The organism is Streptomyces sp. NPDC031132, from assembly GCF_055570595.1.
Genome location: NZ_JBVIGX010000036.1, coordinates 1 through 13,416, shown reverse-complemented (window position 1 = coordinate 13,416; position 13,416 = coordinate 1). Strand labels below are relative to the sequence as shown.

Genomic DNA, 13,416 nt, shown 5'->3' with positions numbered 1-13,416 from the left:
CCGGCCCGGCGCCGGCCCCTGCGCCACCTCGCCCCTACAGAACTGATACGAAGCGACGCGGACGCCGATACACGGCCGCCCCGGCTCCGATGCACGCCCCGGACACCCTTCGACGTGCACCCCGTTGGCACCCGAAGAGGAGTCCCCCGTGACCGCCGCACCGTTCGACGCCCTCGCGCCGTATCCGACGACCGCCGGGATCGCGGCCGCCACCAGCGACCTGTCGAAGGTCTACGGCAGCGGCGACACCCGTGTCGTCGCCCTGGACCAGGTCAGCATCGCCTTCCGGGAGGGCGAGTTCACCGCGATCATGGGCCCCTCCGGCTGCGGCAAGTCCACCCTGATGCACTGCGCCGCCGGGCTCGACTCGGTCAGCTCCGGCTCCGTCCGTATCGGCACCACCGAACTGAGCACGCTGAACGACCGGCAGCTCACCGAGCTGCGCCGCGACCGGGTCGGCTTCATCTTCCAGGCGTTCAACCTGCTGCCGACGCTGACCGCGCTGGAGAACATCACGCTGCCGCTGACCATCGCCGGACGCCGCCCCGACCGGCAGTGGCTGGACCGCGTCGTCTCCATGGTCGGGCTCTCCCGGCGCCTGGCCCACCGGCCCGGACAGCTCTCCGGCGGGCAGCAGCAGCGTGTCGCCGTGGCCCGGGCCCTGGTCTCCCGCCCCGCGATCGTCTTCGGCGACGAGCCCACCGGCAACCTCGACTCCCGCGCCGGGGCCGAGGTCCTCGGCTTCCTGCGCGACTCGGTGCGCGAGCTCGGCCAGACGGTGGTCATGGTCACCCACGACCCCGTCGCCGCCGGATACGCCGACCGCGTGGTCTTCCTCTCCGACGGCCGGCTGGAAGACGAGATGGCCCGCCCCACCCCGGACCGGGTCCTGGACCGGATGAAGGCGTTCGACGCCCGCTCCCGCACCAGCTGAACCGGCCTCACGCCGGCACGTGCGTCCACACTCCCCGTACCTCCACGTCCCCGAAAGCTGCCCATGCTGAGAACAGCCCTGCGCAACGTCCTGGCGTACAAGGCCCGTCTGGCCATGACCGTCCTCGCGGTCTGCCTGGGTGTCGCGTTCGTCTGCGGCACCCTCGTCTTCGCGGAGTCCTCCGCCGCGGCCTACCGCGCCGCCGCATCGAAGAACTTCGCGGACATCGCGGTCACCGTGACCCCGAAGGACTCCCCGCCCGGAGTCGCGGACGACGAGCCGGGAGCGCTCGACGACGCGCTCCTACGGAAGCTGGCCGAAATGCCCGGTGTCGCCGCCGCGCGGCCCGCAGCGGACGGCTCGGCAACCCTGAACGGCGCGGACGGCGCTCCGCTGCGCGCCGGCAAGGCGTGGGCGAACCTGGCCGGCGCCTACGTACCGGGCAAGGACGGCAAGGACAGTCGCCATCCGCTGGTCAAGGGTCACGCCCCCCGGAACGGCGACGAGCTCGCCGTGGACAGTGGCACCGCCGCCGCAGGCGGCTTCGGCATCGGCGACACGGTCACGCTGGCCACCGACGGCCCGGTCATGAAGAAGCGGCTCGTGGGAGTCGTCACCACCCAGGACACCCGGGTGACCGCGGGCGGCACCCTCGCCCTGTTCGACAAGGCGACCGCCCAGCAGCTGTTCGCGTCCCCGGGCCGGTACACCTCGATCGACCTGTCCGCCACGCCCGGCACCGACCAGTTCACGCTCTCCGAGCGGGTCACCGCCGTGCTCCCGGCCGGCCGGGCCGAGGCCGTCAGCGGCGCCGCCCAGGCGACCCAGCAGGCCACGTACCTCGACACGCTGACCCGGGGCTACCAGAAGATGCCGATGATCTTCGCCGGGGTTGCGCTGTTCATCGGCTCGTTCCTCATCGTCAACACCTTCACCATGCTCGTCTCCCGGCGTACCCGGGAGATCGCCCTGCTGCGGGCGATCGGCTCCTCACGCCGCCAGGTGGTCCGCTCGATCCTCTGGGAGGCCGTTCTGGTCGGCCTCGCCGCGTCGGCGGCAGGCTTCCTGCTCGGCCTCGGCATCGCCTCCGTACTGCCCGGCATCCTGAGCACCGCGCAGGACACCCTGCCCCGCGGCCCCCTCGTGATCGGCCCGCTGCCCGTCGTGGCCGCGCTCGGCGTGGGCATGGGCGTCACGGTGCTCGCCGCGTGGCTGCCGTCCCGCAAGGCGGCGAAGGTCGCGCCCATCGAGGCGCTGCGCTCGGCGGAGCAGCCGCCCACCGCCACCGCATCGCGGGTCCGCGGTGCGCTGGGGCTGGTCCTGCTCGCCGTCGGCGCCGGGCTGCTGGTGTCCCTCATGGGGGCGAAGGACGCCTCGGTGGAGAACCTGCAGAACGCGATGTTCGGCTGCGCCCTCGTCGTCGTTGCCATGATCGTGCTGGCGCCGCTCCTCGCCGCCCCCGTGATCCGGCTGAGCGGACGACTGACCGGCCGCTGCGGGATCACCGGGCACCTCGCCCGCGAGAACGCCCTGCGTGACCCGCGGCGTACCGCGGCCACCGCCTCCGCCCTGATGATCAGTACGGCGCTGGTCGCCGGGCTCGCCGTCATCGGCAACTCCAGCGGGCAGGCCCTCGACCGGCAGGCCGCGGCAGGCCTCGGCGCCGACTACGTCATCAGCAGCCGTACGACGATGACGTCCATCGAGCCGGCCGCCGAGAAGCGGGTGGCGGGCACCCCAGGGGTGAAGACGGCGGCCGCCGTCGCGGATTCCGTCGTGTTCACCGTGGGCGGCGGTGTCCAGGGGATCACCGGCGTCGACCCGCGCTCCGTGAACGCCGTCATGGAGCTGGACTTCCTCAGCGGCTCGCTGAAAGACCTCGGACCGGGCCGGATCGCCGTCTCCGGCACCACCGCCCGCGAACAGCACCTGAGCACCGGCAGCCGGCTTCTCGCCCGCATCGGCCGCAGCCAGGAGCTCGAGCAGTACACCGTCATCGGCGTCTACGAGGACAACCCCACCGCCGGGGAGGTGCTGGGCGACCGCACCGAGGTCCAGCAGCACAGCTTCAAGACCGGCACCATCCAGCGGATCCTCGTCCGCACCGACAGCGGCGCGGTCTCCGCGGCCACCGAGGACCGGCTGCGCACCGCCGTGGGCAACAGCCCGCTGGTACAGGTGAAGGACCGGAAGGAACTCGTCCAGGAGGCCGCCGGCTCCCTGGGCAGCCTGCTGACCCTGATGTACGGGCTGCTCGCCATCGGCGCCGTGATCTCCGCACTCGGCATCGTCAACACCCTGGCCATGTCGGTCTCGGAGCGCACCCGCGAGATCGGCGTACTGCGCGCCATCGGCATGGACCGCAGCGGCATCCGGCGGATGGTCCGCCTGGAGTCGGTGACCGTCGCCGCGTTCGGCACCCTCCTCGGCCTGGCGGGCGGGCTGTTCGGAGCCTGGACGGTCGGCGCGCTCGCCAACGGCGCGATGACGCAGTATTCCCTGGCGCTGCCCTGGGGGACGCTGCTCCTCGTGTGCCTGCTGTCCCTCACGGTCGGCGCGATCGCGGCAGCCGTCCCGGCCCGCCGCGCAGCCGCCCTGAGCCCGCTGGAGGCCGTCGCGGAGATGTGACGTGCACGCTCCGAGGGCCGGGCCCGACCGGCCCTCGCGGGCCGTTGGCATGGCCTCAGGCATCGGCCGGGGTGGCGCGGCTCGCGGCGCATCGACCACAGGGTGTCCGCCGCCCGGGAGTCGGAACTCACCGAGCGCCGTGAGGCCGAAGTGCTCGTAGACGGGGAGGTTGGACGGCTTGGAGGACTCCAGGTAGGTCGGCAGGCCGGCTGCGTCGGCCTGGGCGAGGCCGGAGCGGAGGAGGGCGGCTCCGTGTCCCCGGCCCTGCGCCGCCGGGTCCGCGCCGACCACGGCCAGGTACCAGTGCGGCTCCTGGGGCCCGCCCGACGCGGAGACCGTTCAGGAGCTCGAGGAGATCCTGGGCGACCGGGCTCCGCCGTTCCGCGAAGCCGTGGCGGCGGCCGCCGGGCAAGAGCGGCCTTGTCCTGTGCGCCCGGCGGTACCCAGAAGGCTGCCGCCGCCCCGGTGCGTTCGCATACGCCGTACCGGCCGTACTGCCGGGTGAGGAGCGTGCTGAAGTAGCGGCCCAACCCCGTCTCGAGCGTGGCGTCGTCGGGGAAGAACCAGCGCATCATCGGGTCGTCGTCGAAGGCGAGCGCCAGGGTGCGGCCGATCGGTGAAGCGTCGTCGATCGATGCCGTCTTGGGGGTGTTTGTCTCGACATACCGGCCATTCTGCGCCCGATGATCTTCGACGGGCCGCCCGGGCCCCGGCTTCGGCCGGGGCCCGGGCGAGGAACGACCGGGACGGCGGGGAGCGGAGCCGCCGTACCGGGATCGGTCAGGGGATCATCACGCAGTGGTTCTCGATCACCCTGCCACTGCGGTCCAGGCCACCGCAGACGGCCAGCCGCGGATACGCCCTGAACTCTCGGTTGACGACGAACCGGGCCCGCGACACGCCGGCCTTGCTCCCCCGGTAGTCGCCCACGAAGGCGCGCAGCGTCCCCGGCAGTCCCTCCCTGGTGGTGACGGTGATGTCCTGGACGTAGTCGCGCCCCTGATAGGCGGTGGCCACGCAGATGTAGGTCCCGCACGTGGACTTGACCTCGGCGCTCGCCGGTGCGGCGGTCACCAACGCCGAGGTGCAGGCTGCGGCGAGAGCCGCTGCGACCGTCGCCGAGCGGCGGCGTGTGGATGTCACCGACCGGTCCCTCTTCTGGCGTGCGTACATCACCGGATCGCCTCCAAGCTGTGATGGCCGACTGCAAGACGTGTCCACGGTGTCACGTTCGGTTCCGCCGCGGGATGCGGCGGACCAGTTCGGTGGGCCCCGGGGGGCGGATTTTCACACGGCCTCTACAGACCCGCCCCCGGCGTTCAAGTGCCGTCAGGTGGTTGAAGTCCGCACGGTCTCTTCAAAAGTTGAACTGGTATCGGAGAGTCAATCGTGTGGAAAAAGCGCACTAATGGCGGGATTGTGAGGATGCGGAGCGTGATGGCAACGTTGCCATCTCGTTAATAGTTCACTTCTTGACGGTGGTGTCGGCGCCGAGTTGACTGCGTCTACCTCGGCCGCAAGTACAGGGCCTCGTCAGGGAGGTTTACATCGTGAACACATATCTGGGTCGAGTTGCCGTTGCAGTCGCTGCTTCCGCGATCGCCGTCTCGCTCACTGCCTGCGGGAGCACGGACGAGGACACCGACGGGAGACCCGCGGGGTCGGCCGCGGATGACGCGATCAAGGTCGGTCTCCTGCTTCCGGAAGATCAGACCGCGCGCTACGAGAAGTTCGACAAGCCGCTGATCGAGAAGGAAGTCGCCAAGTTCACGCGAGGCAAGGGCAAAGTGGTCTATGCCAACGCCAAGCAGGACGCGGCCGCCCAGAATGCCCAGGTCGACGCGATGATTGCCGACAAGGTGCACGTCCTCATCATCGACGCGGTGAACGCCAAGTCCATCGCCGGCTCGGTCAAGAAGGCCAAGGACGCAGGCATTCCGGTCATCGCCTACGACCGCCTGGCGGAAGGCCCGATCGACGCCTACACCTCCTTCGACAACGAAGACGTCGGCAAGGTCCAGGGCAAGGCGCTGCTGGACGCGCTGGGCGACAAGGCCAAGGACGGCCAAATCGTCATGGTGAACGGTTCGGTCACCGACCCGAACGCCAAACTCTTCAAGTCCGGTGCGCACTCCGTCCTCGACGGCAAGGTGAATGTCGGCAAGGAGTACGACACCGTCGACTGGAAGCCGGAGAACGCCAACACGAACATGGCGGCCGCCCTGTCGGCGCTCGGCAAGGGAAAGGTCGTCGGCGTCTATTCCGCCAACGACGGAATGGCGGGCGGCATCATCACCGCCCTCAAGGCGGCCGGGATCTCCAACCTGCCCCCGGTCACGGGCCAGGACGCCGAACTGGCCGGTGTGCAGCGGATCGTCGCGGGCGAGCAGTACATGACCGTCTACAAGCGCTACGCGCCGGAGGCTGCGGCCGCCGCGGAGATGGCCGTCGCCCTCGCCAAGGGCGAGAAGATCGACGGAATCATCAACCAGATCGTCAACAGCCCGACCACCAAGGGCGTGCCCTCAGTCCTCGTCCCGGGCCTCGCGCTGACCAGGAGCAACGTGAAGTCCACCGTGGTGGACGACGGTGTCTACACGGTCGACGAGATCTGCATCGACAAGGTCAAGGCCGCGTGTGAAGAGATCGGCCTGAAGTAGCAGGACCCGGGGGTCGGCGAGCGCCCCCGGGATCCCGCCTGGGCGCGGTGCTCACCTCGAGTCGGTCGGGGGAGTCCAGGCGGGCCACACCGGCGCGGGGTACCGGGGTGCGCGCCGCCTGCTTGCTTCGCGCGCGAGGAAGGTGAGGCCCGAGGTGAGGGTCGCGGTGAAGGACACCACCACGACGGCGGGCCGCCAGATGTTGGCAACTGCCACCAGGTTGAGCCACGCCACTGACGAAGCTGCCGCCACGACCAGCAGCCACGCGACCCTGGCCCCGCGGGATAGCCTGCCGCTCACCGCGACGAACGCGTACCCGAGGGCCGCGCCAGGTGTGACGGTCACGATCAGACCCAAGAACAAGAAGATGAAGAGGGCGATGATCACGTTGCGCTGACCTCCGGTCTCAGGGCAACCGTGCACACGGGCAGGCCGATCCACATCCCCTGCTCCGGAGGGTCCCCGAAGGCAATACTGTCAGAGTCTTTGAACGCGTTCAACACGGCGGGCCGGCAGCCCCGAGGTCATCGCGGCGCTGAGCGGCCCTGGCCGCCCGCCCGTACGCGACGGGCGCGCCCCGCCGGCCGACGGCAGCTTCTACCAAGATCGGTTCCAGGGGTCAAGCCACGTGTTCGAGTGGCGTGACGCACGCACCCCTGCAGGGTTTATTTGGAGTACGCCCTCACCGGGGACCTCCCGGAGAACACGAGGCCGGAACATGATTCCCGGCCTTTCTGCGGGGCGGAATGCAGACCCTTTTGACACCGAATGGAGAAACATCATGTCTGAGCGTTTTTGGACCCGTCGCATCGTCCTGGCCGGAGCTTCCGTGGCACTGCTCGGCGGTGGCATCGCACTGCCGGCAACTGCCATGGCCGCCCCGACCGCCGCCCCGCAGCAGGCCGTCAACCTCCTCCAGGACGACAGCGCCGACGGAATCGGTACCGGCGGCGACGCCAACGCCGAGAACACCACCGTCGGCGGTACTGCCAAGGGTGGGGATGCCTCCACCGGCGTCGGCAACTGCAAGGGCAAGTGTGTGATCACCACCGGCAATGCCCGTGGCGGTGACGCCAGTGCCGATGCCATCAACACGGGCGATGCGACCGCCGTGGGCGGCGACGGCACGGGCAAGGGCGGCCAGGTGAACAAGCAGAACATCAAGCTGCAGATCAAGGAGAACCTGAAGCAGAAGCTCGGCCAGTGAGGTCTGACAGTCCACGCTGGGAACCACCCCGCACAGCAGTAGCCGGAGAGGCCCACAGCCTCTCCGGCTACTGCTGTGTGGGGCGTGAGGGATCGAGCGGCTGCGTCTGCCGCCGGGGACACGATCGCCGGTCGTCAAGTCACGAAATCTCGGAACGTGACGCGATCCGAAGCGGAGGGCTTACTCAAGACATGGGCTCACGCGCACCGGCTGGCCCCACCCGCGTCAACACGGGGAAGAGACGGGCCCGTCCGGCCACCTCTTCACCTTTTTTCGCGGGAGCGAAATTTCCAATATTCACGCCTCCGGGACTCGGAGGTCATACTGGCGATTAGGAGCAAGCACATGCGAATGACCGTTGTTTTCCCCGTGTCCTACGTCGGGGGGAGTGTGTCGTGAGTTCCCTACCTCCTTCGTCCGAGCGCCCCACCGGCCCGCCGTCCGGCCCGCTGTCCGGTCGGCCGACCGACGAGCAGGCCCCGCCGCCGGGGCCTCCGCCGCCTCCCGGGCCCCCTGGGCCGCCGACCGTCAGCAGTGGCGGGCCGGGTGAGCCCGGCGGGCGCCGTGGCGGGTCGGCTCACGGGTGGCGGTCGCGCAGAACCGTACTGAGTGCCGCCACCGCCGTGGCCATGGCGACGGCGGTGGTCCTCGCCTTCACCGTCATGGGCGGAAACAAGGCGGTCGGCGGAGAGGTCTTCCTGCAGGCCGCCTCGGCGTCAGGCCCCGACCCGTTCACCCCCTCGACGGCCGCGGACTCCGCGGACTCCGGCGTCGTACCCGTAGCTGTTGCTCAGTCGAAGGGCGACACGGCCGGTACGCGCACCCTCGAGGTCAACGGCGCGTACCCGGGCCTCTACGGGGGCACGCGGAACCTCGCCAGCTGCGACGTCGAGAAGCAGATCCAGTTCCTCACGCAGCACACGGACAAGGGGAAGGCCTTCGCCGCCCCCCTGAGCATCAAGCAGCCCGACATCCCCTCGTACCTGCGGTCGCTGACTCCCGTGCGCCTCGGCTGGGACACCCGGGTCACCAACCACGGGTACAAGAACGCCGCGCCCACCAGCTATCAGGCGGTGCTGCAGGCCGGCACGCCGGTCCTGGTCGACGACCGCGGCGTACCGCGCGTCCGCTGTGCCTGCGGTAACCCCCTGGCCCCGCCTGTCGCGGTCAAGGGCAAGCAGACGTACAGCGGCAAGGAGTGGTCGTCGTTCCAGGCCTCCGACCTCGTTGCGGTCAAGCCCGCCGAGAAGCCGGTGAAGACGGTCATGATGTTCGATCACGCCCGCAAGGGCTGGTACGAGCGGTCGAGCGGCGATGTGCAGGGCAAGCACGACCACGACGTCGCGGCCCCGAAGGGCCAAACCCCCGACGCGGCGTACCCCGTCCTGCCCCCGCCGAATACGGGACCAGTGGAGAAGCTCCCCGAGAAGGACAAGGGCAGGGAGCAAGAAAGGGAAACGGACAAGGGGCCCCGGACAGGTCAGCACCCTGAGAAGGGGACGGACAAGGTTCCCGAGAAGGGGAGGGACAAGGTTCCGGAGAAGGGCACGAACGAGGTGCCGGAGAAGGGGACGGACAAGGTTCCCGAGAAGGGGAGGGACAAGGTTCCGGAGAAGGGCACGAACGAGGTGCCGGAGAAGGGGACGGACAAGGTTCCCGAGAAGGGGAGGGACAAGGTTCCGGAGAAGGGCACGAACGAGGTGCCGGAGAAGGGGACGGACAAGGTTCCTGAGAAGGGCACGGACAAGGTTCCGGAGAAGGGCACGAACGAGGTGCCGGAGAAGGGGACGGACAAGGTTCCTGAGAAGGGCACGGACAAGGTCCCTGAGAAGGGCACGGACAAGGTTCCTGAGAAGGGGACGGACAAGGTTCCGGAGAAGGGGACGGACAAGGTTCCTGAGAAGGGGACGGACAAGGTTCCTGAGAAGGGGACGGACAAGGTTCCCGAGAAGGGGACGGACAAGGTTCCCGAGAAGGGGACGGACAAGGTCCCGGAGAAGGGCACGGACAAGGTCCCCGAGAAGGGCACGGACAAGGTCCCCGAGAAGGGGACGGACAAGGTCCCCGAGAAGGGCACGAACGAGGTGCCTGAGAAGGGGACGGACAAGGTTCCTGAGAAGGGAACGGACAAGGTCCCGGAGAAGGGGACGGACAAGGTTCCCGAGAAGGGCACGAACGAGGTCCCGGAGAAGGGCACGGACAAGGTTCCCGAGAAGGGGACGAACGAGGTTCCTGAGAAGGGGACGGACAAGGTCCCCGAGAAGGACACGAACCAGAACACTGAGAACGGGACAGGCCAGAACTCCGAGAAGGGGACAGGCCAGAACTCCGAGAAGGAGTCGGGTCAGAACCCCGGCAATGAGCAGGGCAACAACGAGCAAGGCAACAACGAGCAGGGAAACCAGCAGGGCAACAGCGAGCAGGGCAACGGGGAGCAGTCCGGATGACCCGGCGGTCCAGGCGCCCGGGGATGCATCGGCCGCCACCGCCAACTCGGGACGGCGACTCTCGGGGGTCGGAAGTGCCTAGCGGCGTGCGTGAGGGCCTTTGCAGGTTCGGTGACGGGGATGTCGTCATCCACACCACACCGAACCCGCAAAGGCCCTCAACCGTTCAAGCCGCCTCAGCTGAGATCGGCTCCACTCGTCTGCAACTCTCTCCGTGCGACCGCCGGTCACGGACATAAAAATCGGCCCTGGAAGGAGTCCGGACATGGCGACCGGGGACGATGCCGGCTCGTGGTCGACGAGAACGTCGGCCCGCACGCATGGACGGTCCGGGAACTGTTCCACCGCCGAGCGGGGTCCCGCACTCCGGTCTGTCGGCGCTGCCTCCCGGTCCGGATACTGGGGGCATGGAATTCGCCGTCTTCGTGACCTTGCCCGGCCTGGTCGTCCTGCTGACCGCCCTGGCCTTCGCGGACCAGGTGCTGCTCCGCGCCGGGCGGGCCGGAGTGCTGCCCTGGCGGAACAGCGTCCGGCAGGGCCAGATATCAGCGACCGGGTTCGAGCAGCTCCATGCGAGCTTCTCGCCCGGGAAGCAGAACGAGCTCAAGGAGCGCCAGTCGGCACTGGTACTGCGGGACGACGAGGAAGACGGAGCACCGCCGCACCGGACAACGGTTGATCTGGATACGGGGATTGCCGTCGTGCGGATGCCGCAGGCCGACCGGTAGTGGTGTCGGCGACGGCGGGCGACGGCTGACGGTACGGGCGGCCCGCGCCCGATGCCGGACGGAGTGAGGCCGCCCCCGGACACGTGCACACGCGCAGACGGCGTGCCACGGCTGGATCGCCGTGACACGCCGTTCGCGGTAGGCCGGCAGCTCACTGTCCCCTCGGCGTGGCTGCCGGCCGGCTCAGCCCGTCAGGGGCAGCAGGTCCGCGTCAGCCGTTGCGGTGGTGCCGGCGGCCGTCCCACGAGTCGCTGTCGACGACGTTGCCGCGGTTGTCGCGGAGCGTGGCGCTGTCGCGCTCGTCCCACACCTGGTTGTGGCGGTCCTGGTAGACGTCGTGGCGGGTGTCGCGACCCTTGCCCGTGTGGACCTTGACGCTGGAACGGCCGTCCAGACGGAAGTCGTTGAAGCGGTAGCGGTTGCCCTGCCGGTCGGTCAGGGTGTAGCCGCGGAGGTTGACGCTGTGGCGGCCGGTGTTCTTCACCTCGACCCATTCCCCGTTCAGGGCACGGGCGGAGCGGTCGTTGCGGCCGGGGCTGTCGTACTGGACGTCGCCGATGGCGAGCGAGGAGTGCGGGGCCCGGTGGTCACGCCTGTGGTCGTCGGCGGCAGCCGGGAGGGCGGCGGCGGCGACCAGGGCGCCTGCGGCCAGGAACGTGGCGACGACGCGGCGGGTGGCGAGAGAAGCAGACATGAGGATGACCCCTTCAACAGACAGCGGCCCGTTCCGCCTCGTACGAGGCGGGTGGGCTCCGAACAGTTCCCGGCGTCCTGCCGAGGAGCCACACTTTGGCCCGGAACCACCATCAAAAGCCACTAACTCGGGGCGTGTTGCCCAATGCGGATATACCAGTGACTCTTGGTTGTAGCGGACATGCGTCAAGGCTGTGCTGACGCGGACGGCGCGAGCATGCGCAGGGGGCCGTGGGAGGCTTGGGGACGGAGGCTCTCCCTGGTCAACGCCCCTTCCTCGGGGCGCCCTTCGTTCCTGGGCCGAATGGGTTCAGGGCCCTGTAACAGCCGCTTCCACCGTTTCTTCGTACCTGCTCACGTGAACGGTTCTGGTGTTCTAGGGCGGGCTCTGTTCCGTGGCGACACCTCGCGGTACCACTCCGTGGCGGCGGGTCAGAGCGAGGGCGGGTGGCCCGTCGGCGCCGGGCCGGGTTGCCGCGGCGTGCGGATCAGCGGGAGCAGGGAAGCCGCGCCCACGAGCGACAGCAGCGCCGCGACCCGCAGCACGCTTTCGATGGCCGATCCGTCGGAGGCGGCCTGCTGCTCCGATCCGCTCAGGACCTCCAGGACGCTCGCCGCCACCGCCACGGCCACCGCGCCCAGCAGGACGAGCGAGGTCAGCACGAGCCCGGAGGCGGCGGCGAGGCGGCTCGAGGGAACGTACGACTGGGTGGCCACGCTCGTCAGCGCCCAGCCGAGTCCGAGCCCGACGCCCACGACCGCGAACACGGCCGTGTAGAGGGCGAGCTGGCTCACCCAGGTCAGTGCCAGGATGCTGGCCCCGCTCAGCAGGAGCCCGGCGGCCATCAGCGCTTCCGGGCGCCGGCGCTGGGCGAGGTGGCCGGACCAGTAACTGGCGGCCCCGGCGCCGACGGACAGCGCGAGGAACACCAGCCCCGCGTCCAGCGGGGAGAGGCCGCGGGCCTGCTGGAGGTAGAGCGCGGAGAGGACCGCCACGAGGCAGTACCCGATGTTGGACACGCAACCGGCCAGGGTGACGGTCACGAACGGGACGTTGTGCAGCAGGGTCAGGTCCAGCAGTGGTTCGGCGGTCCGGCGTTCGATCACGACGAACAGGATCAGCAGCAGCGCTCCGGCGGCGAGGCAGGCCAGCGTCGCGGCGGAGGCCCAGCCCCAGTGGCCACCCTGGTCGACCGCGATCATGACCGCGGTGAGACCGCCCGCCACGGTGACGGCTCCGGGCAGATCCAGGCCGTTGCCGGCCTCTTCGTCGCGGGTGTCGGTGACGAACCGCAGCATCAGGAAGGCCGCGACGGCGCAGACCGGCACGTTCAGCAGGAACACCGCCCGCCAGCTGACGTGCTCGGCGAACACGCCGCCCACGAACGGACCGAGAGCCACGCCGATCGCACTGAAGGCCAGCACGGTGCCCACCGCGCGGCCCTGCCGGTCGTCGCGGAAGTAGGCGCTGACGACCGCCACGGCCACGGGGAAGATCAACGCGGCCGTGGCACCCTGCACCACGCGCGCCACGACCAGCCAGACCTCGTTCTGCGCGGCGCTGCACACGACGGACATCACGGCGAAGCCGACCAGCCCCCACACGAGGACGGTGCGCCGCCCGTGGACGTCGGCGGCCCTTCCGCCCGTGATCATCAGTGCGCCCAGAGTCAGCATGTAACCGCTGACCAGCCACTGCAGATTCGTGGTCGGTGTGGAGAAGTCCCGGGCGATCACCGGCAGCATCAGGTTGAGGGCGAACCAGTCCATCTGGACCAGGAGCATGGACAGCGAGGCGGCCGCGATGACCGCGCGATCGCGGCCGGAGAACAGGCGGTGGCCGGACGATCTGGTGTCCGCCTTGCCCACGCTCATCGACACGTCCCGTCCAGAGCCCCCACCACCCCACCCCCACCAGCATGCGCCCGCCCGTGGCGCCGGGCACCCTGCGGCGGCGTGCGGTCCGACGGCCTTGTTCCGCCTGACCAGGATCCTCGTCGGCGTCGGCGTGAGAGTTGTCGTAGGGCATGCGGATGCCGGAGGGGCTGTGGGCCTCTCCGGCGTCTGCGGTGTGGGGGTGGGGTGTGGGGTTGTTGGTTGTCACTTGCCGAGCTTGGCC

General features: G+C 69.6%; 10 protein-coding genes and 1 pseudogene. 6 read left to right on the top strand and 5 right to left on the bottom strand.

What is annotated here, in order from left to right:
- Nucleotides 1–199: 199 nt before the first annotated feature.
- Together ACZ49B_RS32910 and ACZ49B_RS32905 are read left to right on the top strand one after the other, a co-directional pair.
- Nucleotides 200–934, top strand: coding sequence for an ABC transporter ATP-binding protein (locus tag ACZ49B_RS32910; protein ID WP_468313261.1), 735 nt, complete (start codon nt 200–202; stop codon nt 932–934).
- A 63-nt stretch (nt 935–997) separates the two neighbouring features.
- Entirely contained in the window at nt 998–3,562 is a 2,565-nt protein-coding gene (locus ACZ49B_RS32905; RefSeq protein ID WP_468313150.1) for an ABC transporter permease, read from the top strand.
- Between the two features lie 77 nt (nt 3,563–3,639).
- On the opposite strand, the pseudogene ACZ49B_RS32900 reads toward ACZ49B_RS32905, so the two are convergent.
- Nucleotides 3,640–4,194 (bottom strand): annotated as a pseudogene (locus ACZ49B_RS32900) (GNAT family N-acetyltransferase); the annotation flags it as partial.
- A gap of 148 nt (nt 4,195–4,342) precedes the next feature.
- The gene (locus tag ACZ49B_RS32895) at nt 4,343–4,705 is read right to left on the bottom strand and encodes a hypothetical protein (protein ID WP_468313147.1); all 363 of its coding nucleotides are present in this window, start codon (nt 4,703–4,705) and stop codon (nt 4,343–4,345) included.
- Between the two features lie 407 nt (nt 4,706–5,112).
- Here ACZ49B_RS32895 and ACZ49B_RS32890 point away from each other — a divergent pair, with 407 nt between their 5' ends.
- Nucleotides 5,113–6,222 carry a sugar ABC transporter substrate-binding protein gene (locus ACZ49B_RS32890; protein WP_468313144.1) on the top strand — a complete coding sequence of 370 codons (1,110 nt, stop codon included), beginning with the start codon at nt 5,113–5,115 and terminating at the stop codon, nt 6,220–6,222.
- Nucleotides 6,223–6,273: 51 nt separating this feature from the next.
- Here the strand turns inward: ACZ49B_RS32890 and ACZ49B_RS32885 are convergent, their stop codons facing one another.
- Nucleotides 6,274–6,567, bottom strand: coding sequence for a hypothetical protein (locus ACZ49B_RS32885; protein WP_468313141.1), 294 nt, complete (start codon nt 6,565–6,567; stop codon nt 6,274–6,276).
- Nucleotides 6,568–7,003: 436 nt separating this feature from the next.
- Between ACZ49B_RS32885 and ACZ49B_RS32880 the strand changes: the two genes are divergently transcribed.
- The 3 genes from ACZ49B_RS32880 to ACZ49B_RS32870 all read left to right on the top strand — a co-directional run bounded on the left by ACZ49B_RS32880 (nt 7,004) and on the right by ACZ49B_RS32870 (nt 10,604).
- Complete coding sequence (locus ACZ49B_RS32880) at nt 7,004–7,429, top strand: hypothetical protein (protein WP_468313138.1); 426 nt, start codon at nt 7,004–7,006, stop codon at nt 7,427–7,429.
- A 629-nt stretch (nt 7,430–8,058) separates the two neighbouring features.
- Nucleotides 8,059–9,876 (top strand): DUF6777 domain-containing protein, encoded by a 1,818-nt coding sequence (locus tag ACZ49B_RS32875; protein ID WP_468313135.1) that lies wholly within the window; start codon nt 8,059–8,061, stop codon nt 9,874–9,876.
- Nucleotides 9,877–10,283: 407 nt separating this feature from the next.
- On the top strand, nt 10,284–10,604 hold the full coding sequence (locus ACZ49B_RS32870; RefSeq protein ID WP_468313132.1) for a DUF6191 domain-containing protein: 321 nt from the start codon (nt 10,284–10,286) through the stop codon (nt 10,602–10,604).
- A gap of 211 nt (nt 10,605–10,815) precedes the next feature.
- On the opposite strand, the gene ACZ49B_RS32865 is transcribed toward ACZ49B_RS32870, so the two are convergent.
- Both ACZ49B_RS32865 and ACZ49B_RS32860 read right to left on the bottom strand, forming a co-directional pair.
- Nucleotides 10,816–11,298, bottom strand: a complete 483-nt coding sequence (locus ACZ49B_RS32865; RefSeq protein ID WP_468313129.1) for a lamin tail domain-containing protein — start codon at nt 11,296–11,298, stop codon at nt 10,816–10,818.
- 431 nt (nt 11,299–11,729) lie between these two features.
- Nucleotides 11,730–13,172 carry an MFS transporter gene (locus tag ACZ49B_RS32860; RefSeq protein WP_468313126.1) on the bottom strand — a complete coding sequence of 481 codons (1,443 nt, stop codon included), beginning with the start codon at nt 13,170–13,172 and terminating at the stop codon, nt 11,730–11,732.
- Between the last annotated feature and the right edge of the window lie 244 nt (nt 13,173–13,416).